This window comes from Escherichia sp. E14S1, from assembly GCF_004211995.1.
Classification (GTDB): domain Bacteria; phylum Pseudomonadota; class Gammaproteobacteria; order Enterobacterales; family Enterobacteriaceae; genus Escherichia.
The window spans coordinates 19,262-42,773 of record NZ_RHJQ01000028.1 but is presented as its reverse complement, the minus strand read 5'-3'; the positions used below and the strand labels follow the sequence as shown (position 1 = coordinate 42,773).

22 protein-coding genes and 1 pseudogene are annotated in these 23,512 nt (G+C 50.2%); 13 read left to right on the top strand and 10 right to left on the bottom strand.

Going from position 1 to position 23,512, the window contains the following annotated elements; all coding sequences use genetic code 11:
- Nucleotides 1–126 precede the first annotated feature (126 nt).
- The 5 genes from D9734_RS21310 to tolC all read right to left on the bottom strand — a co-directional run bounded on the left by D9734_RS21310 (nt 127) and on the right by tolC (nt 6,558).
- The gene (locus tag D9734_RS21310; protein ID WP_130210367.1) at nt 127–795 is read right to left on the bottom strand and encodes a thiol:disulfide interchange protein DsbA/DsbL; all 669 of its coding nucleotides are present in this window, start codon (nt 793–795) and stop codon (nt 127–129) included.
- Between the two features lie 17 nt (nt 796–812).
- Nucleotides 813–2,609 carry an aryl-sulfate sulfotransferase gene (locus tag D9734_RS21305; protein WP_130210365.1) on the bottom strand — a complete coding sequence of 599 codons (1,797 nt, stop codon included), beginning with the start codon at nt 2,607–2,609 and terminating at the stop codon, nt 813–815.
- A 482-nt stretch (nt 2,610–3,091) separates the two neighbouring features.
- Nucleotides 3,092–4,252, bottom strand: coding sequence for a glutathionylspermidine synthase family protein (locus D9734_RS21300; protein ID WP_130210363.1), 1,161 nt, complete (start codon nt 4,250–4,252; stop codon nt 3,092–3,094).
- A 5-nt stretch (nt 4,253–4,257) separates the two neighbouring features.
- On the bottom strand, nt 4,258–4,929 hold the full coding sequence (locus D9734_RS21295) for a DUF1190 family protein (RefSeq protein ID WP_000831534.1): 672 nt from the start codon (nt 4,927–4,929) through the stop codon (nt 4,258–4,260).
- A gap of 147 nt (nt 4,930–5,076) precedes the next feature.
- On the bottom strand, nt 5,077–6,558 hold the full coding sequence (gene tolC / locus D9734_RS21290; protein WP_130210361.1) for an outer membrane channel protein TolC: 1,482 nt from the start codon (nt 6,556–6,558) through the stop codon (nt 5,077–5,079).
- A gap of 204 nt (nt 6,559–6,762) precedes the next feature.
- On the opposite strand from tolC, the gene nudF reads away from it, so the two are divergent.
- Genes nudF through parE form a run of 5 tightly spaced genes read left to right on the top strand, consistent with a single transcriptional unit; the run spans nt 6,763 to nt 11,169 of the window.
- Entirely contained in the window at nt 6,763–7,392 is a 630-nt protein-coding gene (nudF, locus tag D9734_RS21285) for an ADP-ribose diphosphatase (protein WP_130210359.1), read from the top strand.
- Complete coding sequence (locus D9734_RS21280) at nt 7,393–7,815, top strand: DUF1249 family protein (RefSeq protein ID WP_000833390.1); 423 nt, start codon at nt 7,393–7,395, stop codon at nt 7,813–7,815.
- 24 nt (nt 7,816–7,839) lie between these two features.
- Entirely contained in the window at nt 7,840–8,667 is an 828-nt protein-coding gene (gene cpdA, locus D9734_RS21275; protein WP_130210357.1) for a 3',5'-cyclic-AMP phosphodiesterase, read from the top strand.
- On the top strand, nt 8,667–9,248 hold the full coding sequence (yqiA, locus tag D9734_RS21270) for an esterase YqiA (RefSeq protein ID WP_130210355.1): 582 nt from the start codon (nt 8,667–8,669) through the stop codon (nt 9,246–9,248). Before cpdA ends, yqiA begins: the two co-directional genes overlap by 1 nt.
- Nucleotides 9,249–9,276: 28 nt before the next feature.
- Nucleotides 9,277–11,169: a DNA topoisomerase IV subunit B gene (gene parE / locus D9734_RS21265; protein ID WP_130210353.1), complete on the top strand. Its 1,893-nt coding sequence runs from the start codon at nt 9,277–9,279 to the stop codon at nt 11,167–11,169.
- Nucleotides 11,170–11,232: 63 nt separating this feature from the next.
- On the opposite strand, the gene D9734_RS21260 is transcribed toward parE, so the two are convergent.
- Nucleotides 11,233–13,374 carry a TonB-dependent siderophore receptor gene (locus D9734_RS21260; protein ID WP_130210351.1) on the bottom strand — a complete coding sequence of 714 codons (2,142 nt, stop codon included), beginning with the start codon at nt 13,372–13,374 and terminating at the stop codon, nt 11,233–11,235.
- A 373-nt stretch (nt 13,375–13,747) separates the two neighbouring features.
- Here D9734_RS21260 and D9734_RS21255 point away from each other — a divergent pair, with 373 nt between their 5' ends.
- Genes D9734_RS21255 through D9734_RS21235 form a run of 5 tightly spaced genes read left to right on the top strand, consistent with a single transcriptional unit; the run spans nt 13,748 to nt 18,329 of the window.
- A complete protein-coding gene (locus tag D9734_RS21255) occupies nt 13,748–14,557 on the top strand; it encodes an ABC transporter ATP-binding protein (protein ID WP_130210349.1) in 810 nt (269 codons plus the stop codon).
- A complete protein-coding gene (locus D9734_RS21250; protein ID WP_130210347.1) occupies nt 14,554–15,537 on the top strand; it encodes an iron ABC transporter permease in 984 nt (327 codons plus the stop codon). Before D9734_RS21255 ends, D9734_RS21250 begins: the two co-directional genes overlap by 4 nt.
- 8 nt (nt 15,538–15,545) lie before the next feature.
- Nucleotides 15,546–16,583 (top strand): iron ABC transporter permease, encoded by a 1,038-nt coding sequence (locus D9734_RS21245; protein ID WP_130210371.1) that lies wholly within the window; start codon nt 15,546–15,548, stop codon nt 16,581–16,583.
- Between the two features lie 10 nt (nt 16,584–16,593).
- Entirely contained in the window at nt 16,594–17,445 is an 852-nt protein-coding gene (locus D9734_RS21240) for an iron-siderophore ABC transporter substrate-binding protein (RefSeq protein ID WP_130210345.1), read from the top strand.
- Nucleotides 17,442–18,329, top strand: coding sequence for a MurR/RpiR family transcriptional regulator (locus tag D9734_RS21235; protein WP_130210343.1), 888 nt, complete (start codon nt 17,442–17,444; stop codon nt 18,327–18,329). The genes D9734_RS21240 and D9734_RS21235 overlap by 4 nt, the downstream gene beginning before the upstream one ends.
- A 44-nt stretch (nt 18,330–18,373) precedes the next feature.
- On the opposite strand, the gene D9734_RS21230 is transcribed toward D9734_RS21235, so the two are convergent.
- From D9734_RS21230 to qseB, 4 genes are all read right to left on the bottom strand, one after another.
- Nucleotides 18,374–18,688, bottom strand: a complete 315-nt coding sequence (locus tag D9734_RS21230; protein ID WP_000633737.1) for a putative quinol monooxygenase — start codon at nt 18,686–18,688, stop codon at nt 18,374–18,376.
- A gap of 30 nt (nt 18,689–18,718) precedes the next feature.
- The gene (mdaB, locus tag D9734_RS21225) at nt 18,719–19,300 is read right to left on the bottom strand and encodes an NADPH:quinone oxidoreductase MdaB (protein WP_000065430.1); all 582 of its coding nucleotides are present in this window, start codon (nt 19,298–19,300) and stop codon (nt 18,719–18,721) included.
- Between the two features lie 109 nt (nt 19,301–19,409).
- Nucleotides 19,410–20,759, bottom strand: coding sequence for a quorum sensing histidine kinase QseC (gene qseC / locus D9734_RS21220; protein ID WP_130210341.1), 1,350 nt, complete (start codon nt 20,757–20,759; stop codon nt 19,410–19,412).
- The gene (qseB, locus tag D9734_RS21215) at nt 20,756–21,415 is read right to left on the bottom strand and encodes a quorum sensing response regulator transcription factor QseB (protein WP_130210339.1); all 660 of its coding nucleotides are present in this window, start codon (nt 21,413–21,415) and stop codon (nt 20,756–20,758) included. Before qseB ends, qseC begins: the two co-directional genes overlap by 4 nt.
- A 151-nt stretch (nt 21,416–21,566) precedes the next feature.
- Between qseB and ygiW the strand changes: the two genes are divergently transcribed.
- From ygiW to D9734_RS21200, 3 genes and pseudogenes are all read left to right on the top strand, one after another.
- The gene (gene ygiW, locus D9734_RS21210; protein ID WP_096251400.1) at nt 21,567–21,959 is read left to right on the top strand and encodes an OB fold stress tolerance protein YgiW; all 393 of its coding nucleotides are present in this window, start codon (nt 21,567–21,569) and stop codon (nt 21,957–21,959) included.
- Nucleotides 21,960–22,010: 51 nt separating this feature from the next.
- Nucleotides 22,011–22,493: a GyrI-like domain-containing protein gene (locus D9734_RS21205; protein WP_130210337.1), complete on the top strand. Its 483-nt coding sequence runs from the start codon at nt 22,011–22,013 to the stop codon at nt 22,491–22,493.
- Nucleotides 22,494–22,520: 27 nt separating this feature from the next.
- A pseudogene (locus tag D9734_RS21200) lies at nt 22,521–23,495 on the top strand (ABC transporter substrate-binding protein); the annotation flags it as partial.
- Between the last annotated feature and the right edge of the window lie 17 nt (nt 23,496–23,512).

The following is a 23,512-nucleotide window of genomic DNA, read 5'->3' as shown; positions in this document are numbered from 1 at the left end:
CACAGAATGATGTACAGGCTCTTAACAACCACAAAAAGCGTTGCTCCTGCCATCTGACCAGTGTGTCGACTGGTGATGTGCGAAGGTCTTTCCACATTCCCTTAATACCCATAGCCTGTTTCCCTGTTATTTGCTTGCTAACTCACGGATAAGGTCTGCCATCGCGTCGATGGATTTGATGCTCTTGGTGTAGATCAAGTACTTACCATTAACGACGTAAGCCGGAACCCCCTGGATTTTGGCGACTTCATAAGAGGCTTTCCATTTTTCCAGTGTTTCTTGTACCGCTGGCTCTTTCAGTGCAGCTTCAAAATCCGCCTGGCTCATACCAGCAGCATCCAGACCCGTTTTGATAAAGGCAGCGGGATCTTTACCGTCAGACCAGCGTTCTTTTTTGTCGTGATAAGCCGCGTAGTAGGCAAACTTGGCTTTCTTAAACTGAGAGTTAGCATCAAATAAGGAAATACCTGCTGCTTTATCTCTATTGATCAAGACAGCAAAGACTTCGCTCGCCTGTTTACCGTATTCGCCTTTGGTTTCCAGATGGAACGGCGTGAAAGCAACGACATCTTTCACTTTTTCCGATACCGGACCGGTAACCGCTTTGTCGTACTTGTAACAGAACGGGCAGGCGTAGCTGAATACCTTAATCAGCGTTTTGTCGGCATTCGGAATCGGTTTTTCCAGTACCATATAATCCGTGCCTTCGGTAAATGCAGAAGCAGTAAATGAAACCGCCAGAGCCGCAGTAAGCAGTACGCTTTTAAACAGTGATGAGATCCCTAATTTCGACATTTTTATTCCCTTCTTAATTATTTAAACATCTGTTTTGGACGGACTAACAGCGCACGGTAGTGTGTCTGGTTGGGTTTATCAGACATCACGTCGATTTCCACTTTCACTTCTTTGGTTTTGTAGTCGATCTCGTTCAACTTGCCGACGGTCGGCTGACCGACGTCAAACAGATGAATGGAGCCGCCGAAGCCGAACATGGTGTCACGGTCAGCCTGGTATTCGATAATGGAGGTGATTGGGCTATAGAAATCGTAACCACGTTCTTTACCGTATTCCCAAACTTGCTGAACGGTACCTTTCTTCTCATCAATCTTATATTCCACAAAACGGGAATATTTCATGGTTGGTAAGGCAGGTTGTTCCAGATGGCGACCGTCGCCGTTATCAAAGATAGTGAGTGTACCTTTGCTGGAGATCCATGCGGTATGCTGGGTATAGGTAAAGTCGAAGTCTGAGTTTTCACACAGGCCATTTTCGTTACAGGTGATCGGCTTACCGTTAGCATCAACGGGTTTCAGCAATTTGCTGGCCAATGGTTTTTCCCAGCCTTTCGAGGGGGCAAGGATCCATTTCACTTGTTTATCACGACCAATTTTCACAACGCCCTGGTGACGAGAAGAGAGGATAATTGAGTCATCTTTCGCGTCATAGGCGATGGAGTTGACGTGCGCCCAGTTACGACCTGGTCCTACACCCAGCGCGTCGCCAAACGGTGTATCTGGCTCCAGTTTTGCCTGCTGTCCGGCGTGAGCAAGGTCAACGTTGACGCAAACTGCGCCTGCATCCAGTGCACCGAGCAGAGCATCACGTTTCGGATCGAGGATCTTCGTCAGATCCCATACATCGACAACGCGACCAGATTTATCGACTTCGAGGATATGGTCACGAATGGTGGTGACGTGTACGCCGTCATCGCGACGGTAGTTACTTTTACCTACGCGCAACAGTACCGTACCATTAGGCGTCTCAATGGATTCATGAGTGGCGTCAGCGAATCCGCGCGGCAGTTTATGATCTTCCAGCACCTGACCCATCATGTCGAACTCGTACCAGTGCTGGCCTTGTACTGCGGTAAAGGTGCCGCGTGGTGTTTCGCGGATACCCATCAGATAACCACGTTTGTTGATATTACGGTCACGGCCATCGTAGAAGGTGTCTTGATCCAGCCACCAGCGGTATTCACCCTCGGTATCGACAATGAAAGTAAAGGGCGCGATATCAAAGGGCAGTGCGCCGGTGGCCGGACCTGCATCGAGGATCCCTGCATTTTTATCTTTCTCACCGTGCCAGTGGAGATCGGAACCTTGTGCAGTAAAGGTGTGGGTATTAACCAGATAGAGGCGATCTTCAAAACCAGGTGCGACTTTAACGACTTTGGTCTGCTGTAGATCAGAGATGGAACGGTTATCCATGTAATTGTTGACGATGGCTGAAGTTTGCACCACGTAATCATCTTTCATGGCCTTGCCGTTTTCTTTCCACTCAACGGTCACTTTGTTGGCAAATTTCTGATAAAGACCAAAAATCGGTACACCATCGTAAGTTTTTAGTGACTCCTGGCCCACGGAATAGCTGATTTCAACGCCTTTTTCGCCCTTCCCGTGGACGGTAACTTTGACGTCAGAAATGACGTGGCTATCTAAGTCAACCAGAGCGGTCAGTGGTGCATTGCCGTAGGGATCGACAATGATTGCACCGAGTTGCCCGGCAGGTGGTGCAGGTTTAAAACCCGCCGCCATTACGCCAGTTGCAGACAACCCCAGGGCTAATGCTACTGTTCCGGCTACTAGTGTTTTTCTATATTTATCAAACATGGATATATCTCCTTATATAACGCAAATATATAATAATGATGAATATCGACTGTTGAGATGGTACTAATAAATTTGTTTTGTGAATGAATAATGTAACTCTAATAAAATATGAGAATGTTTTGCTGCTTTTGAATATGTTGTTATTTGTTGAAACAACTATTTATTTTTAATGGATAGTAGGGTGGCGATATATCAATAACAATATTCAATATTGCGTAGTGTGATCTCTGCGACATTGTTTTTTAATTATTAAATTAAAATATGAAGAGGTAAATATAAAATATTTAATATATATCAATGTGTTATGCGGTGATTTATTTACTTACTTTAATTGCAATATCACTTACATATGACGATTTAACATTAAATTGGTTATTAATGTTAAATAAAAGTTGGAGATGTATGGATTTATATATTGATGGAGATTATAAATGATGGATTATGAAAAGTTGCCCCGATTATCGGGGCAATATTAAGCAGTGTTATTCAACAAAAATATGTGGATAAAACCGAGACATATCCTGGGTGATCAACGCACGGTCTTCACGAATGCCAATTCCGGCGGGTTGATCGTTCACCAGCCAGCTACCAATCAGCATATAACTGTCGCCAAATTTTGGTAACGGATGGAATTGCTGAACAATCATCCCTTCTTCGCCATACGGACCTTCTGCTGCTTCAATGGTTTTGCCATTCTCGATAATCGACACGTTTGCGCCTTCACGCGAGAAGATTGGCTTAACCACATATTTTTCCATTTCTGGATAATCATCTTCAGCAAAATAAGCGGGCAACAGGTTCGGATGATTCGGGAACATCTCCCACAGTAGCGGCAGAAGTGCTTTGTTGGAGATAATGCTCTTCCACGCCGGTTCCAGCCAGCGTACGCCAGCATCTTCCAGCTTGGTGGAGAACATCTCGCGCAGCATAAATTCCCATGGATAAAGCTTGAACAGGTTAGCAATCACCTGATCCTGCAAATCCGTGAACTGACCTTTTTCGCCTAAACCAATATCGTCGATGTACAGGAACTCGGTAGCGATTTCAGCTTCCGTCGCGCAGTCCTGCAAATACTGGATGGTGCCACGATCTTCCACCGTGTCACGACAGCAGGTGAGATGCAGCAACTGGAAGCCATACTGTTCACGCAGCTCGACAAAGCGATCGATCAGCTTTTCTTGCAGACTGTTAAACTGGTCGCTGCCTTCCGGCAGGTTGCCTGCGTTAAGCTGATCTTCCAGCCAGATCCACTGAAAGAATGCTGCTTCATACAGTGACGTGGGCGTATCAGCGTTATTTTCCAGAAGTTTAGGTTCGCCAGTGCCATCCCACGCCAGATCAAGGCGTGAATAAAGCGACGGCTGGTGCGTCAACCATGACTGACGCACAAAACTCCACGTGTGCTTTGGAATGCGGAATTTGGTCATCAGCTCATCGCTGGAGATCACTTTTTCCACCACTTTCAGGCACATCTGGTGCAGTTCGGCGGTGACGTCTTCCAGCTTTTCAACCTGGGCGAGGGTCAACTTGTAGTAAGCATCTTCACACCAGTACGGCTCGCCGTACATGGTGTGAAAATTGAAACCGTATTCGTGGGCTTTTTCACGCCAGTCTGGGCGCTCGGTAATACTGACTCTTTCCATCGGTATCAGCCACCCATTGAACGAGAAGAGGTGCCGGTTGCGCTACGCTGCATAGTGCTTTGTTTGGCAACAGATTCACCAAAACCGCCACGGGTAACGGTAGTGGTGGTCGCCGGTTTTGGTGCCATTGCCGTCTTCGGTACGGTCATGGTGCGGCCTGGCTGGGCTGCGCCATAGTTTTTACCAGTCGCGTCGGTATATTTACCGTAAGCCGGGCTGGCTGGGTTTTTCGAGGAGAACAGCGGCTGCTGTGCAAATCCCGCGCCGCCGCCCATCAGACGTCCCATCATGTAGCCGGCCATCAGCGGCATCCAGAAACTCCCGCTGGATTGCTGGGCCTGCGCCTGGTTTTCAGGTGCCATGCCAGCCTGGGCTGGTGCCTGCTGGCACTGACCTTCACCAAATTCGGCAATACAGTCTTCACGAGTGGCGTATTTCGGCGCAGTACGTTCTGCTTCTTTCAGCGCATTGTTGTACGCGGTGGTACATTCGGCGCTTTTGCCTGGGTTTGCAGCTGAACAGTCGTCAGCATTTTGATAGAGAGACACTGTTTCATCACTCTTTTCACAGCCTGCCAGCATAAAAACAGTAGCAACAGCGAGAGCGACAGGTGTCAGGTGGCGTGCGCTCCAGTTTTTGCGGAACGATGCGTGGCGTATGGATTTTGTCCGTTTCATTTTTGTCTTCCAGGACCAGTGGTAAATACCCATCAGAATAGAGGATGGCTGGTCGAAATTGAAGCGAGAAGGGGGAAGAATGCGGCAGATAACCCGTATCTTTACGTTGCCTTACGTTCAGACGGGGCCGAAGCCCCGTCGTCGTCGTCAGTTACGGAAAGGGTTATGACCGTTACTGGTGTTAGTGCGTGCGGATGCTTGCTGAACGGCTGGAGCCGGGCTATCAGGTGCATAACCATCAGCAATAGCATTCTGTTCTGGCGTTTGCGGTGCGACGTTTTCCGGGTTAGTGGAAACCGGTTTGCTCAGCGCATTGTTCAGTGCCAGCAGATCCTGCTCGTTCAGCGTACCCAGAGCTGATTTAATATTCAGCTGGTTAATCAGGTAGTTATAACGCGCATTCGCCAGTTCTTGCTTGGCGTTGTACAGCGTAGTGGTCGCATCCAACACGTCAACAATGGTACGCGTACCGACCGAGTAGCCCGCTTCCATCGCGTCTAAAGAGCTTTGGGCGGAAACCACGGCTTGTTTGTAGGCGTTAATGCTACTAATAGATGCATTAATGTTGTTGAAGGAGGAACGCACGGTCTGCACGACGCTACGATGGGCGCTTTCCAGTTGCTCGCTGGCACCGACAAAGTTGTACTGTGCCTGTTTCACCTGCGAGTTAACCATTCCGCCCTGATAAATCGGCAGCGAGAAGCTTAGGCCCACTTTGTTCTGACCCATATTGCTGTCGTCATATTGGGTACCTGTCGCACCACGGGTTTTTGAACCGCTGTAAGAGGTGTCAGAAATTCCGGTAGAGGCCGTCAAATCCAGAGTCGGTAAGTGACCGTCCTGCGCCTGGCGAATTTGCTCGCGCGCCAGATCCTGGCTCAAACGTGCCTGTAACAGCGACAGGTTGCGTTTTTCGGCTTCTTTCAGCAGCGCGTTAACCGGTTGTGGTTTGTCGGTCTTGAAGTTTTCGACGTTCAGCGCCGCCAGTTCCGGATAGTAGTTACCGGTGATCTGACGCAGCTGCTCAACGGCGTTGTCGAGGTTGTTACGTGCGGTCACTTCGTTCGCCAGCACGGTATCGTACTGTGCGCGGGCGTTCTGCACGTCGGTGATCGCCACCAGGCCCACGTTAAAGCGTTGGGTGGTTTGATCTAACTGACGGTAGATTGCCTCTTTTTGTGCCTGAGTATAAGAAAGCACGTCAATGGCATTCAACACGTTGAAATAAGCGGTCGCGGTGTTGAGGATCAAAGTTTGTTGATCGGTCTGGTAAGTGACGTCCTGAATACCGGCAGCTTTTTCCTGCAAGGTCAGTGCGCGCCATTTCGACATATCGAAAATGGACTGGGTCAACTGCAGGGACGCACTGGTTGCGTTAGAGTTGATGCCGTTCGCGTCGCGGTAGCCGTTGCTGTAGGTGTAATCTGCACCTAAACCTAGCTGTGGCAGTAATGGACTGCGAGCTTCATTAATTTTTTCAAAGGCAGCATCACGATCGGCGGCAGACTTACGCAATTCCGGGTTACTAAGGCGTGCTTGCTGATAAACTTGCATCAGGTTCTCGGCCTGGCTCAACGAACTGAACCCAGAAAGGCTCAGGCCGATAAGAATGGGGAGCAATTTCTTCATTTGCATTCCTTGTGGTGAAGCAGTATTTAGCGCGATCAAACTGTAAAATTATTGCGGATTCTAGCAGAAGCCGCTACCGCAAAAGGTTGGCGTTACGTGCCATAGGGCGTTAATGTGCCTCAATTTAACACATGACTGCTCAAACGGCAGTCAAACGTCGCTGAAATTCACATTTTATTCACTATTAGTGCCAGGACATTAGCCATGCTTAAGCCAGACAACCTGCCCGTTACATTTGGCAAAAACGATGTAGAAATTATTGCACGAGAAACACTTTATCGCGGCTTTTTTTCATTAGATCTTTATAGATTTCGTCATCGTTTATTCAACGGGCAAATGAGTCATGAGGTCCGGCGGGAAATTTTTGAACGCGGTCACGCCGCAGTCTTGCTACCCTTTGACCCAGTGCGCGATGAAGTTGTACTGATTGAGCAGATACGAATCGCCGCGTATGACACCAGCGAAACGCCCTGGTTACTGGAAATGGTTGCCGGGATGATTGAAGAAGGTGAGAGTGTGGAAGATGTTGCCCGTCGCGAAGCGATTGAAGAGGCGGGACTAAACGTGAAACGGACCAAACCGGTGTTAAGTTTCCTGGCAAGCCCAGGCGGCACCAGCGAGCGTTCGTCAATTATGGTGGGCGAAGTGGACGCCACGACCGCAAGCGGTATTCACGGTCTGGCTGATGAAAACGAAGATATTCGCGTTCATGTGGTAAGTCGGGAACAGGCATACCAATGGGTAGAAGAGGGGAAAATCGACAACGCAGCGTCGGTCATCGCTTTGCAATGGCTGCAACTGCATCATCAAGCGTTAAAAAATGAGTGGGCATAAATGAAGCGTTACACACCTGACTTTCCTGAAATGATGCGCCTGTGCGAGATGAACTTTTCACAATTGCGCCGTTTGTTACCGCGCAATGACGCACCCGGTGAAACTGTAAGCTATCAGGTGGCAAACGCACAATATCGGCTAACGATTGTGGAATCGACCCGATACACTACCCTGGTGACTATTGAACAGATTGCGCCAGCGATCAGTTACTGGAGCCTTCCGTCGATGACTGTGCGTCTGTATCATGACGCGATGGTGGCTGAAGTGTGTTCAAGTCAGCAGATTTTTCGCTTCAAAGCGCGGTATGATTATCCTAATAAAAAGTTGCATCAACGCGACGAAAAGCATCAAATTAATCAGTTTTTAGCGGACTGGTTGCGATACTGTTTAGCACATGGAGCGATGGCGATTCCGGTTTATTAGCGTCGTGAAACCTAAGGACACCATTTGGAAAGCCTGTTAACCCTTCCTCTGGCTGGTGAGTCCAGAGTCAGGATTTTACAAATTACCGATACTCACCTGTTTGCGCAAAAGCACGAAGCCCTGTTAGGGGTGAACACCTGGGAAAGTTACCAGGCGGTGCTGGAGGCGATTCGCCCACACCAGCACGAATTCGACCTGATTGTCGCGACAGGTGATTTAGCGCAGGATCAAACGGCTGCGGCCTATCAGCACTTCGCTGAAGGCATCGCAAGTTTTCGTGCGCCCTGCGTCTGGCTGCCGGGCAACCATGATTTCCAGCCTGCGATGTACAGCGCGCTACAGGACGCGGGTATATCTTCAGCGAAACGCGTGTTTATCGGTGAACAGTGGCAAATCCTGTTGCTGGACAGCCAGGTGTTTGGCGTACCGCACGGTGAGCTAAGCGAGTTTCAACTCGAGTGGCTGGAACGTAAACTGGCTGATGCGCCAGAGCGCCATACCTTGCTTTTGCTGCATCATCATCCGTTGCCTGCGGGCTGTAGCTGGCTTGACCAACACAGTCTGCGTAACGCGGGTGAACTGGATAACGTGCTGGTGAATTTTCCGCACGTCAAATATCTGTTATGCGGCCATATCCATCAGGAACTGGATCTCGACTGGAATGGTCGTCGCCTGCTGGCAACGCCATCGACCTGCGTGCAGTTTAAGCCGCACTGTTCCAACTTCACGCTGGACACTATCGCGCCCGGTTGGCGTACGCTGGAACTCCATGCCGATGGCACGCTGACCACAGAAGTACACCGCCTGGCAGACTCCCGTTTCCAACCAGATACCGCTTCAGAAGGTTACTGATGTCGACGCTTCTTTATTTACACGGTTTCAATAGTTCGCCGCGTTCTGCGAAAGCGAGCTTATTGAAAAACTGGCTGGCGGAACATCACCCTGACGTTGAGATGATTATTCCGCAGTTACCGCCGTATCCTTCCGATGCGGCAGAACTGCTGGAATCCATTGTCCTGGAACATGGCGGCGATTCGCTGGGTATTGTCGGTTCGTCACTGGGGGGATATTACGCCACCTGGTTGTCGCAATGTTTTATGCTGCCCGCAGTGGTGGTAAACCCGGCGGTGCGCCCGTTTGAACTGCTTACTGACTATCTCGGTCAGAACGAGAACCCCTACACCGGGCAGCAATATGTGCTAGAGTCTCGCCATATTTACGATCTTAAAGTCATGCAGATTGACCCGCTGGAAGCGCCGGATTTGCTCTGGCTGCTGCAACAGACGGGAGATGAAGTGCTGGATTACCGCCAGGCGGTGGCGTACTACGCTTCCTGCCGCCAGACTGTTATAGAAGGCGGCAACCACGCATTCACGGGCTTCGAAGATTATTTCAACCCGATCGTCGATTTTCTTGGTCTGCACCATCTCTGACGATCAACTCGAATTACTAACTTAAACCATGACGCAAACTTATAACGCTGATGCCATTGAGGTACTCACCGGGCTTGAGCCGGTTCGCCGCCGTCCGGGGATGTATACGGATACCACTCGCCCTAACCATTTGGGGCAAGAAGTCATTGATAACAGTGTGGATGAAGCACTGGCCGGTCACGCAAAACGCGTGGACGTTATTTTACATGCTGACCAGTCGCTGGAAGTGATTGACGATGGCCGTGGAATGCCGGTGGATATTCACCCGGAAGAAGGTGTTCCGGCGGTAGAACTGATTCTTTGCCGTTTGCACGCGGGCGGTAAATTTTCTAACAAAAACTACCAGTTCTCTGGCGGTCTGCACGGCGTGGGGATTTCGGTGGTTAACGCCCTGTCGAAGCGCGTAGAAGTTAACGTGCGCCGCGATGGTCAGATTTATAACATCGCCTTTGAAAATGGCGAAAAGGTGCAGGATTTGCAGGTTGTTGGTACTTGCGGTAAACGCAACACAGGCACCAGCGTGCACTTCTGGCCGGATGAAACTTTCTTTGACAGCCCGCGCTTCTCTGTTTCCCGTCTTACACATGTGCTGAAAGCCAAAGCGGTACTGTGCCCTGGCGTTGAGATCACTTTTAAAGATGAGATCAACAATACCGAACAACGCTGGTGCTACCAGGACGGTCTGAATGATTACCTGGCGGAAGCGGTAAATGGTCTGCCGACGCTGCCAGAAAAACCGTTTATCGGTAATTTTTCTGGCGATACCGAAGCGGTGGACTGGGCGCTCTTGTGGCTGCCGGAAGGTGGCGAACTGCTGACCGAAAGCTACGTCAACCTGATCCCAACGATGCAGGGCGGTACGCACGTTAACGGTCTGCGTCAGGGGCTGCTGGACGCGATGCGTGAGTTTTGCGAATACCGCAACATTCTGCCGCGCGGCGTGAAGCTGTCGGCGGAAGATATCTGGGATCGCTGCGCCTATGTGCTGTCAGTAAAAATGCAGGATCCGCAGTTTGCCGGGCAGACCAAAGAGCGTCTCTCTTCGCGTCAGTGTGCGGCATTCGTTTCGGGCGTGGTGAAAGATGCCTTCACCTTGTGGCTGAACCAGAACGTTCAGGCGGCTGAACTGCTGGCGGAGATGGCGATTTCCAGCGCCCAGCGCCGTATGCGTGCGGCCAAAAAAGTGGTGCGTAAAAAGCTGACCAGCGGCCCGGCACTGCCTGGCAAACTGGCAGACTGTACCGCGCAGGATCTTAACCGTACCGAACTGTTCCTTGTGGAAGGGGACTCTGCAGGCGGATCTGCCAAGCAGGCGCGCGATCGTGAATATCAGGCGATCATGCCGCTGAAAGGTAAGATCCTTAACACCTGGGAAGTTTCTTCCGACGAAGTGCTGGCCTCACAGGAAGTACACGATATTTCGGTAGCGATCGGTATCGATCCTGACAGCGACGATCTTAGCCAACTGCGTTATGGCAAGATCTGTATCCTGGCGGATGCTGATTCCGATGGTCTGCACATTGCCACGTTGCTCTGCGCCTTGTTTGTAAAACACTTCCGTACGCTGGTGAAACATGGTCACGTATATGTAGCGCTACCACCGCTCTACCGCATTGACCTTGGTAAAGAGGTCTATTACGCCTTGACGGAAGAAGAGAAAGAGGGCGTGCTCGAACAATTAAAACGCAAGAAAGGCAAGCCAAATGTCCAGCGTTTTAAAGGTCTGGGTGAAATGAACCCGCTGCAACTACGTGAAACCACGCTCGACCCGAACACTCGCCGTCTGGTGCAGTTGACCATCGACGATGAAGACGATCAGCGTACCGACGCGATGATGGACATGCTGCTGGCGAAGAAACGCTCGGAAGACCGCCGTAACTGGTTGCAAGAGAAAGGCGACATGGCGGAGATTGAGGTCTGATGATCTTCCCGTCAGGAGAATAAAACATAGCCCGGTATACACGCGTATACCGGGCTTTTTTTATCAAAATTCCATTTTCACCGTGAATTGTACTTCACGCGGATCGCCAATCTGATTACCCAGATTATTTGTGGCGATGGAAGAGGTGTAATACGTTTTATCAAACAGGTTTTTGACGTTTAATTGCAGAGTGACTGGATACTGCAATTTCATTTTGTATGCGGCGAAGGCATCGGCAACAAAATAGCCTGGCAGATAATAGTCAGCCCCATTGGTTGCCGAACGACGGCTTACGCCATGTCCGCCACCGCCAAACGTTAGTGTGTTATTGCCAGGCATGTTATGAATGTCATAGGTCAGGAATAGCGAACCGGTATGACGAGGAACATTCGGCAATGGTTTTCCTGCATAATCAGGATCTTCCAGAACCTTAGCATCGGTATAGCCGTAGCTGGCAATGATATTAATGTTTTCTGTTAATGCTCCTGCAAGGTCGACTTCTACCCCTCTTGAACGAACGCGGCCTGCCGTTTTGGCGATGGTTTCATCACCAATACTTTCGGTATACAACACGTTACGTTTATGGATATCAAACAGCGCAATATCTGCGGTTATACCATCGAACAGCTCGAATTTTGCCCCGACTTCGTAAGCATTAGATGATTCCGGTGGAAGATCGCCGATGTAGCTGGCAATTGACGATTGCGGCATAAATGTTTGCGAATAATTCGCAAATAAGGATACCGATGGCGTCAGTTTGTAGACTAACCCCAGTTTGGGCGTCCATTGTTCATCGCGGCTGTCAGTATTGACATTAAAAGGACGGCCTTTACCCGCATATTGCGTGTAATACTGATAGCGGAGCCCGGCGACAGCAATCCAGTTATCTGTCAGATAGAGCGCATCCTGTACATAAGCTGAGTAGCTCTCCTGTTTGATCGTCTGATCGCTGTCCGACGCCGAAACCGTTGTGCATTTGCTGGTATTGCCATAAACGGGGTTGTAGATATTGAAATCTTTAGCGTTTTTACAGCGAATCATATCTGTGCGCAGAAGATCATAATATTCATATGACACCCCACCCAGAATCTCATTATAGAATCCAGCAATATCAACATTCCCTTGCAGATCCGCACGAGTAGAATGCATACGCTGGGTAGATCCCTGAGTTGCATCAACACGCCGTGTCAGCGTTCCTGTCGTTGCATCATACGCGGTAACACGAGCCTGATTATCGCTGTATTTATCCTGGCTGTAGCTGTAATCAAAGCGCGCTGTCCACTGGCTATTGAGATGATATTCTGCGTTGAGTTGCGCCAGATCGGACTGACCATCTGTAATATTAAACGGTTCGTCGAAACGTATTTTTCGATCAACGTTGACGGGCTGTTTCGTCGTAAGGTCGAAAATCGTTCCACGATCGAACGGCGTTTTATAATCCCGATGTGAATAGAGCATGGTTACTGTTGCATTATCACCAAACCAGGTGAGTGATGGGGCAATAAATGTGCTGCGCTCTTTACCGAAATTCCGCCAGTAATCTTCATCCTGCACTTCCCCCGTCAGGCGATATGCCAGCTGAGTACCTTCAATGGGGCCTGTGATATCCAGTTGCCCAGTGCCTCCGCCAAAATTGGAGGAAGTGGCTGAGACAGTACCATGGAATGTTTTTTCCGGGCGCTTTGTCACGACGTTAATCAGTCCGCCAGGATCGAGAATGCCATACAGCGTGGAGGCCGGACCTTTTAGCACTTCCACACGTTCAGTTGCAGCGTTGAAGCTACGAGGAAGTACGGTTCGCAGACCATTGGTCATGATGGAGCCATCCCGGTTAGCACCAAACCCACGACGTACAAAGGCGTCCTGAGTTCCGCCTAATGTATTGGTCTGTACCACGTTACTGACGTTATAAAGCGCCTCATCCAGCGTCGTCGCATTCTGATTTTCCAGAACCTGATCGCTAACCGTATTGACCACCTGCGGGATATCTAGCATCGGCATATCGGTTAATGTCGCCGTGGAGGTGCTCAGGGGTTGATAACCATCGGTCGCCTCAGTTGCGGTATTTGCATCCGCTGTAACAGTGATTGTTTCGCCATCTTTGGTCGTTACAGTGTCGGTTGCATGAATCATCGGTGCTGCAAAGAGCAGTGAAAAGAGCGCCCGACCTTTGATTCCTGAGAATGAAGGTGTGAACTTAGCCATTTAGTCTGTTATCCCAAAAACTCACGGATTGTCGCGAGTGAAAATTGTTTCTTGTTGCTCACTAAGCACTATCCGTTTGTTATTTCGCCATCGGATATGTAATTGAGAATCATTCAATCATGCGGTGATGTAGTAGTAAATGAGAAATAACAAAAAATTGCTACATGTGTTTTTATGAGAGGTTAATGCAATTAAATTGATGGTAACTTATTAATATTTAATGGTTTTGTTTTTATTTTTAAAAATATTTCACCTGTTATTTACCTTGTTTTTGTATGGCTTTTAACTTCTTGACTACTACATTTTGTGGCGTCAAACTCTCAAAGGAGAATGAGTTTTATTTTTGTTTGTCTTTGATTAAGTTGGCGTACACGTGGCACATAACGCAAAAGGGCAGGGGCTGATCCTCGACAATGTTTCTGCCGGGTATCACAAGAAAATCATTGTTGATGGTGTTTCTTTCTCCGTTCCCACAGAAAAAATGACCGTTCTGGTTGGGGCAAACGGCTGTGGAAAGTCGACGTTGCTCAGCACCATTGCACGTATCTTGCAACCCATGGGCGGCGCGATATTGCTGGATGGTAAAGCGATTCACGAGCAACCAACGAAAGCGTTATCCCGTAGACTTGGGATCTTGCCGCAGTCGCCATTATTGCCGGAGGGCTTAACCGTTTATGAACTGGTGTCGCGTGGGCGTTTTCCCTGGCAAAATTTCATACGTCAATGGAGCGACGCCGATGAGCTGGCGGTAGAAGAGGCTCTGAAATTAACCGGTACGCAGGAGTTTGCACATTTACCTGTTGAAAAACTCTCTGGTGGGCAGCGCCAGCGTTGCTGGATTGCGATGGTGTTGGCGCAAAAGACGCCTTATATCCTGCTGGATGAACCCACAACCTGGCTTGATTTACGTTATCAGGTTGAAATTCTTGAGTTATTACATGATTTAACGCGTCATCACGGGCGTACTGTCGTCGTGGTGTTGCATGATCTGAATTTTGCCGTGAATTATGGCGATACGCTGATATTTTTACGCCAGGGGAAAGTGGTGCGTGTGTTAAATGAGGGGGAATATTGCACGCCTGAGCTGGTAAAAGCGGTTTTTGACGTTGATGTTCACGCATCAATAAATCCTCTGACGGGGAAACCGTTCTTCATGCCGTTTCGTGGTGTAGAAAAAGTATGATGCGCACGGGGCTGGTTACTGTTTTTTTCCTCGCCTTACTGTTGGTGGGAGGCGTGGTATATCCAGGGATTGGTGCCCGATTTATTGCACCACAAACGGTGTTGCAGGCATTTCTTCATTTTGAACCGCAAAACTTCGATCACAACGTAATTGTAAGACTCCGTTTGCCGCGTTTAGCTGCAGCATTGCTCACCGGTGCTTCTCTTGGTGTTGCTGGTGCTTTGTTGCAGGCTGTCATTCGTAACCCATTGGGAGAGCCACATATTTTAGGCTTAAATGCCGGAGCCGCCCTCGCTGTCGTTGCCGCCAGCGCGCTTGGACTGGCCTTTCCGGTTGGACGCCCACTGCTGGCATCTGCGGGAGGCGCGTTATTGTTTCTGTTGATATTGCTGCTTTCCTCCGCAGGGCGTTCAGGGTTAACGCCAATGAAAGTCACCTTATGCGGCGTGGCGCTATCGGCGTTTGTTTCTTCAATAACGGCTGCAATCCTGATTCTTGACGAACAAACGCTGCTGGCGATGCGGACATGGCTAGCAGGTGATTTAGCAGGGCAGGATTGGGCGACGCTGGGTACGTCCGCCTGGTTTTCTCTGGGGGGATTTGTGTTAGCCCTTTACCTTGCGCCCTCTCTTAACATGTTGGCTCTGGGCGATCGCATGGCGCAGGGGCTGGGCGTCTCGGTACTCCGCACGCGAACATTCACCCTGCTTGCGATCGCGTTGCTCTGTGGCGCAGCCGTATCGATTGCTGGCCCCATTGGTTTTGTCGGCCTGTTGGTACCGCAGATTGTCCGGCGTCTGGTATCAGCGGATCTGCGCGTTCTGCTCCCTCTTTCAGCTTGTATCGGCGCCTTATTGTTATTACTGGCAGATATTATTGCCCGGACGCTTTTCACGCCCCATGAGTTAGCGACCGGTGTCATGACGGCGTTAGTTGGTGCGCCCGTTTTTGTCATTATGGCGACGAGGATGTTCAAATGAGTCGGATAATGAACGTCGGGCTACGCCCACTACGTGTTGGTAAGTTTTCGACGCTGGTACGCCCTAAAAATCTGGTGTTGCTTGGTGGGCTGTTTCTGTTTGCGGTTGGAATACTGATATTCGGTCTGATGCATGGCTCTTTCTCTATCCCGGCATCGGAAGTAGGGCGAGCGTTGTTTGCTCCAGAAAACGTAAGCACAGACGCACGTTATATTGTGCAGGATATTCGCTTGCCGAGAGTCATCATGGCATTGCTATGCGGAGCCATGTTAGGTATGGCGGGGGCAGCGATGCAATCCATTGCGCGTAACGGCCTTGCCGATCCCGGTTTAATCGGCGTCAAAGAAGGATGTAGCGTGGCGGTGCTGTGGCTGATCTTCCAGTTTCCAATGCTGGGAATGTTCTGGCGTCCAGTGGCTGGTCTTGCTGGTGGCTTGTTGGTGGCTTTAATCGTGATTTTTTGTGCGCGCGATATTTCCCGCCCGCGATTTGTTCTGATTGGCATTGGTGTTTCCTGGTTTTTCGCCGCCGGTATCGGTGTATTTATGACCACTGCAGATGTTCGAGATGTACAAACTGCATTGATGTGGTTATCGGGAAGCCTGCATGCAGCTAACTGGATGTTAGTCGGTATTTCAGCCTGTTGGATGTTGCCAGCCGCTCTTTTATTGCTGTTCACCGCCAGGACGGCGGATATCGCTCTGCTTGGTCATCAGGTTGCAACTGGGTTAGGGGTGAATAGTTCTCGTCTGGCGTTGTTACGTGTAGCCGCACCAATAATCCTGACAGCCGTCTGCGTTTCGTGTGTTGGTAACATCGGTTTTGTCGGATTGATAGCCCCCCATATATCACGTTTTATTCTACGTGGCGGGCAGACGACATTACTGCTGGGGAGCGCCGTATCGGGGGCGTTGTTAGTCATCCTGGCGGATAGCATTGGTCGTTTGGCTTTTTTGCCTTTGCAACTGCCTGCCGGAATCATTATTTCATTGATTGGTGGACCATTCTTTTTGCTACTGCTCTGGCAGCGCAGGAACAGTTTTTAACGGGAGTTATATGCGTTTATTTTTTTCTCTGCTGATACTGTTGTCATTTTTTGCCCGCGCGACAGAACCTGTTCAGGTGTTTACCGATGATTTAGGGCGCAAAGTCACAGTGCCCGCACATCCAAAGAGAATTGTCTCTTTACACGATCTTGATATCACTATTCCTCTGATTGAGCTCGGTGTACCTCCTGTCGCCAGCCACGGGCGAACACGGCCTGACGGTAGCCATTTCATTCGATCAGGCGCATTACTGACAGGTGTCGACTTCGATAATTCATCGATCGCCTTCATTGGAACAGCCGACATTGATATTGAAGCGATTGTGGCGGCAAAGCCTGACCTGATCATCACAGAACCGACCCGTAATACGCCTATTGAACAACTGGAAAAAATTGCGCCCACGGTGAGCATTGATCATCTCAAAGGGGGCGCGCCAGAAATCTACCGCAAGCTGGCAGAACTTACAGGAACACAGGCGCAGCTGGCGATACTTGAACGCCGCTATCAGGCACAAATTAATGCGCTGAAGGCGACGCTGGACAGCCAAAAAATAACGGTATCGGTGATTCAGGCAAATCAGGGAAAAATTAATGTGATGCATAGCTATCATTCGCTGGGGCGGGTATTACGCGATGCTGGTTTTCGCTTTCCGCCGCTGATTGAGAGCATTCCTGAAGGTGGGCGAATGGATGTGAGCGCGGAGCGTTTGCCTGAACTGGATGCCGATTTTATTTTTGCAACCGGGCGCTATGTGTTGATTTCTCGTGAAGAGGCGATTTCTAACTCCTTTGCATCTCTGGGGCTGATGGCTGCGCAGATACAATCACAAATTGCGGGACGACCTCTACCGGAGGCCAAATGATTCAGAAAGACAAAACGCGGGTTGATATTTATGGTGAGCGTTTTCGCACTCGCGCGAGTCAGTTAACGCCTGGGTTAAGAGCTGTCGCCAGCTACATTAATGAGCATCGTGAAGTGGTACTCGAGCAAACGGCGATGGAAATTGCGGCCACGTTGAACACTTCCGATGCCACAGTGATTCGGGCTATCCAGGCCCTGGGGTTTGCCGGGCTGCGTGATCTGAAACGCACTCTGGAACAGTGGCTTGGTCCAGCCCTTAGTTCCAGCGAAAAGATGTCTACGACGGTGAGTAACTTGACGAGCGATGTTAACACCGCAATCGACTTTGTTCTTGAAGGGCATTTGTATACCTGTAATGTCCTGGCAGAGCCTGAAAACCGCCACGCGCTTGCGCAAGCGGTAGCGTTGTTGGTGCAGGCACGGCAAGTCGCAATTTTTGGCATTGGCGCTTCGGGTATTCTGGCGGACTATACCGCACGACTATTCAACCGCATAGGCTTGCCTGCCACGGCGCTAAACCGTACGGGTATTGGCCTTGCCGAGCAATTGATCGCGCTTCAGCGAGGTGATGTTCTGATCATGATGGCGCAAAAATCTGCGCATCGGGAAGGGCTGACAACGCTGCGTGAAGCGAGACGGCTGGGGATCCCTGTTATTTTGCTGACAAACGCGCTGGATTCACGTTTTAGCAAAGACGCCAGTATCGTGATTCATGTTCCGCGCGGGGATGAAAAGGGGAAAACGCCACTACATGGTACGGTATTGTTGTGCCTGGAAATGATTGTCTGGTCGGTGGCTTCCGCGATGCCGCAGCGTGCGGTTAAAACCATTAAGCGAATTAATGATTTCCATCGGGGTTTGAAAACGGGAAGAAAGAATGGCTAATCTGACCTGAGGCCGGTAGCAACACCGGCCTCTTTTCAGGAATGTTAAATCCCCGGTTGCAGGATGCGGATATTCATCTCCAGCACATCGCCTTTTACGGCCTCGCTGTACGCTTTCATGTGCGGGGTCTGCAAGTGCGCTTCAAGATGCGCGATGCTTTCCCACTGCTCAATCATCACGATAGAGTCCGGCGCCATAGACTGGAAACTCACGCCAGCAGCGCAATCCACCATCGGCGCATAGCCGTGGCAACCTTCTTCCTTCAGTACGGTTGGAACGATTTTAGCAAATTGATCCAATACCGCCTGACGGTGATGTTGACCAGGACGAGTACGGATTTCTGCGATTACTGTAATCATGGTTAACTCCTTCTAAAGCCAGAGCCCTAGTTAACCAAAAATCTCTACAAGATGCTTGCGATATTCTTCAGTATAGCGGGGAACATCAGGCATTTTTATCACATCATTAGCGATAAATGTCGGCAGCGGTTCCATACCCAGGAATTGGTTTGCTTTATGGAACGGCAGATACACGCCGTCAACGCCAACGCCGTGGAAGAATTGGTCTTTTTCGGTGAAGGCTTCCATTGGTGCGTTCCAGGTCAGGGAAAGCATATATTTTTTGCCCTGTACTAGGCCGCCAGAACCGTATTTTTTCGACGGATCTTTGCGGGTACGACCATCGCTGGCATACAGCGTGCCGTGACCTTCGGTGAACACATCATCGATATATTTCTTCACCGTCCACGGTGCGCCCATCCACCAGCCTGGCATCTGCCAGATCACCACATCAGCCCAGAGAAAGTTTTGTACTTCGGCTTTGACATCGTAGTCGCTGTCGGCGCGAACGATGCGGACATCATGCCCGAGGTCGCGCAGCGTGCCATCCGCGACTTCGGTCAGGGTGTCGTTCAGTTGACCATTGGAGTGGGCGAATTTTTTCGCGCCGTTGATAATCAGGATGTTGCTCATTTTTTATCCTCAAGGTGAGACGTTTGCCGACTATAGTACGTCACAGAGCTGTGCGGTGAAATTAGCAAAATGTGCAAAGTCTTTTGCGAATTTTGCAAAAATATCACCACTACCAGCTCACCTTCGCCTCAAATCCACCTTGTTCCGCATTCCCAAACACAACATTCATGCCATGCAATTTGGCGATTCGCTGGACAATCGACAGCCCAAGCCCGCTGCCGGTAGCGGTTTGTCCAGGGGGGCGGTAGAAACGTTCACCAATTCGCGCCAGTGCCTCTGGCGTCACACCGGGGCCGTTGTCTCTTACGGTGAAATTATCTGCATTCAGAGTGACGTCCACCACGCTGCCCTGTGGACTGTAACGTACTGCGTTATCCAGCAGATTTCGGACCAGTAGACTTAGCAATAGCGGTTGCCCGGTGCGTTTGATGCCGTGGGCATTGAGCGTCAGCCGCACGTCAATTTTTGCCTGCTGCGCCGTATGGTAAATATCCATCACTGACGATTGCAGGAGGTCTTCAAGCGGGATCTCCGCGACGTCCTGAAGGTTATCCAGTGAGTCGAGCCGCGACAGGGTGAGCAACTGATCAACCAAGCGGGTAGCGCGATCGATCCCCGAATGTAATTGCATTAGTGCTTTTTTCCGTGCCTGTGGATCATCATCGGAAAGCTGTGCGACTTCGGTTTGCACTTTCAGCGCCGTTAATGGGCTGCGCAGTTCGTGAGCTGCATCAGAGGTAAAGCGCCGCTCACGGATCATCATCGCATGTGTACGATCGAACAGTTGATTCAGCGACTCGACCAGTGGACGCACTTCGCTGGGTACACCTGCGGTGTTAAGTGGTTTTTCTGAGTCGGGATCGCGCAAACGTAGCGCAAGCGCCAGTTTGTTCAGCGGCGAGAGTTCACGACCCAGCAGTACCATCATGATGATTAACATAATGGGTAACGCAACGAGCCACGGGATCAATTGCCCGGCGACAATCGCCAGCGCCATGTCTTCACGGTATTCCCATTCCTGACCTACAACGATGCGGTATTTACCATCAGACGACGTCATCCAGACAAAACGCCAGGGATCATCTTCATCTACCAGTTGACCGTTAGTAAATCCTTCTCGTTGATAGCTGTATGGAATGTCTTTTCCGTTATCGCCATCATTGAGCACCATTTTGCCGTCGTGGGTAAAGATGGCAAAGGTCAACGCGTCGTCATCCACATGACCATGTTTTAATTTATTTGGCGTCCGTGCCATGCGATCCGCAGCGTTAATCTCGTTGAGATCGAGCGTACTTAACCGTTTGGCAAACAGCATTAACTGGGTATCGAACAACTCGTCGACGTTATCCGTTGTTTGCTTCCAGGCGACAAAACTGGAAAGCAGCCAGGTCACCGAGGCCAGAATCAAAAAGATCAGCGTCAGCCTGACTCGCAGACTAAGGCGTTGGGTAAATTTCATTTCTCACCTAATGTGTAGCCTATACCGTGAACGGTACGAATAAAGTCACTGCCGAGTTTGCGCCGCAGATGATGCACATGCACTTCGACGGCATTGCTGGTGACCTCTTCGTCCCAGGTATACAGTTTTTCTTCAATCAGTTTGCGCGGCAGTACCCGACCGGCGTTGCGCATCAGGAGTTCCAGCAGGGCAAATTCTTTTGGTTTTAACGTTAAGGGTTCACCTGCCAGGGTGGTGATACGTTTGCCGGGGTCAAGCATTACGTTGCCGTGGTGTAACTCATTGCTGACTTGCCCGTTGCTTCGACGCATCAGGGCTTCCAGCCGGGCGGCGACTTCTATCAGCGCAAAAGGTTTGCACAGATAATCGTCGGCCCCCAGGCGCAAACCTTCTACGCGCTCCGCCAGTGCGTCGCGCGCGGTCAGGATCAGTACCGGTTCACGTTGACCTTTTTCTCGCCATTCGCGCAAAATATCGCGGCCATCCATGCCCGGTAAGGTTAAATCCAGAATTACCGCGTCGTAAGGTGCGCTATAGAGCGCCTCTTTTCCCTGACGACCTTCCGTAAACCAGTCGACGCTAAAACCCATCTTACTCAGACCTGTTTTGATGCCATCGCCAATCAGCATGTCATCTTCTATCAGTAAAATTCGCATCTTTTCATCCCTGCGATAACTGTATTTGTTGCAAGTAAACCGTGTTGTAACGTGCTCTGTACAGCCCTAAATTTTCTTTTTTTTCCTTAAGAAGTTGTTAAGGACTATCTTGTTTAATGCTCGGAAACAGACGTTAAAGGGAGTAACAAACATGAAAAAATTCGCAGCAGCAATTGCAGTAATGGCCCTGTGCAGCGCACCGGTAATGGCAGCAGAACAGGGTGGTTTTTCTGGCCCATCGGCAACACAAAGTCAGACCGGAGGATTCCAGGGGCCGAACGGCAGCGTAACTAACGTAGAAAACGCGAAATCTCTGCGTGACGACACCTGGGTAACCTTGCGCGGGAATATCGTTGAGCGCATCTCTGACGATCTGTACCTGTTCAAAGATGCCAGCGGCACCATCAATGTAGATATCGACCACAAACGCTGGAACGGTGTGACGGTAACGCCGAAAGATACGGTTGAGATTCAGGGCGAAGTGGATAAAGACTGGAACTCTGTTGAAATTGACGTTAAACAGATCCGCAAAGTAAACCCGTAATTTTACCGCTCCCGGGACGCGTTCCCGGGAATAATTTCGCAGGGAGGCAAAATGAAAAACCAGACCTTGAAAGTAAGTGTTATCGATTTTCCATCCACCCATGTGGCGATTTTGCCGCATCGCGGTAGTCCTGAGTTGCTCAACTACAGCGTGGCGAAATTTATCATGTGGCGCAAAGAGACGGGGCTTTCCCCTGTTAATCAAAGCCAGACCTTTGGCGTCGCCTGGGACGATCCTGCCACCACCGCACCAGATGCGTTTCGCTTTGATATCTGCGGCAGTGTTAACGAACCGATTCCGGAGAATCGTTATGGCGTGAGTAATGGTGAACTTACTTCGGGGCGCTATGCCGTTGCCCGCCATGTTGGCGATCCGGATAACATATCTCATACCATCTGGGCCATCATTCGCCGCTGGCTTCCTGAAAGTGGTGAGAAAATGCGTAAAGCACCGCTCCTGTTTCACTACACCAATCTTGCCGAAGGGATGACAGAGCAGCGACTGGAAACGGATGTTTATGTACCGTTGGTGTGATGGGGAATCTTGTGAGCCAAATGTGTCTTTGTGCTTGATAAGTGGGTCGTTAACGAAAAGATTACTGCTCGCAAAAATTCTAAGTACCGCGATGCAGAGCATACCGTTTTGCAGCAGGTCGAGTATCTGGCCCTGGATAATTCGGTCACTGGCTATAACCGTTATCGCGTGGGAGAGGTCGATCTGACCTGGGTTCCGGCGCAGCAAATTCCCGCTATCGAAAAATCGTTGCCAGGCGAGCTGCAGATTATCCCGCGTCTGAACAGCGAATATTACAATTTCAACACGCAGAAACCGCCGTTTGACGATGTTCGTGTCCGGCGAGCGCTATATCTGACGGTCGACAGGCCGTTAATCGCGCAAAAGGTACTCGGGCTGCGAACGCCTGCAACCACGCTGACGCCGCCAGAGGTAGAAGTTTTTAGTGCGGCGACGTTCGATGAATTGCAACAGCCAATGAGTGAGCGCGTCGCGACGGCAAAAGCATTGCTGAAACAGGCGGGATACGACGCCTCTCACCCGCTACGCTTTGAACTGTTCTACAACAAATACGATCTGCATGAGAAAACGGCGATAGCCTTGTCTTCCGAATGGAAAAAATGGCTTGGCGCACAGGTGACGCTGCGCACGATGGAGTGGAAAACGTATCTTGATGCCCGGCGTAGCGGTGATTTCATGTTGTCGCGGCAGTCGTGGGATGCGACGTACAATGATGCTTCCACTTTCCTGAACACGCTTAAAAGCGATAGTGAAGAGAACGTCGGTCACTGGAAAAACACGCAGTATGACGCGATATTGAATCAGGCGGCGCAAACCACTGATGCGGGGAAACGTAACGTGCTGTATCAACAGGCCGAGGCCATTATCAACCAGCAGGCTCCGCTCATTCCCATCTACTATCAACCGCTGATCAAACTGCTTAAATCCTACGTTGGCGGTTTCCCGCTGCATAATCCTCAGGATTATGTTCACAGCAAAGAGTTGTATATCAAGGCACATTGATGCCTTTATCGCCGCCG